The organism is Mesorhizobium sp. GbtcB19, assembly GCF_019091085.1.
Classification (GTDB): Bacteria; Pseudomonadota; Alphaproteobacteria; order Rhizobiales; family Rhizobiaceae; genus Mesorhizobium.
Genome location: NZ_JAGXJY010000295.1, coordinates 1 through 261 on the forward strand (window position 1 = coordinate 1; position 261 = coordinate 261).

The 261-nt window shown below is 67.8% G+C and carries 1 protein-coding gene; it reads right to left on the reverse strand.

Annotated elements, in window-relative coordinates:
• Positions 1-261 (reverse strand): hypothetical protein (locus KVT37_RS32335; RefSeq protein WP_217579044.1); only part of this gene is annotated, 261 nt, incomplete at both ends.

A 261-nucleotide genomic window follows, 5' to 3' on the forward strand; every position in this document is an offset into this window, starting at 1 on the left:
CATCGCCTCCGCCGAAAACCCTGGCCATGGCCGCCAGGTTATCCAATTCGTGCCGGTCTCCCCGATGTTCGACTGCGATGTCGAAAATGCTGCCTCTCGCTTCGTCCGGGGGGGCAAACCCCACGGCGCCGGGGGCGCTGAGGCGGGCGAGAATGGCGGTCAGGTTCGGCCAGGGCGTCAGGTCGATGACGAGATCGAGGTTTGCGGCCCGCAGCGCCCGCAGCGCCAGGTCCGGGCGCGAAAAGTTCGTCGGGACCGGTT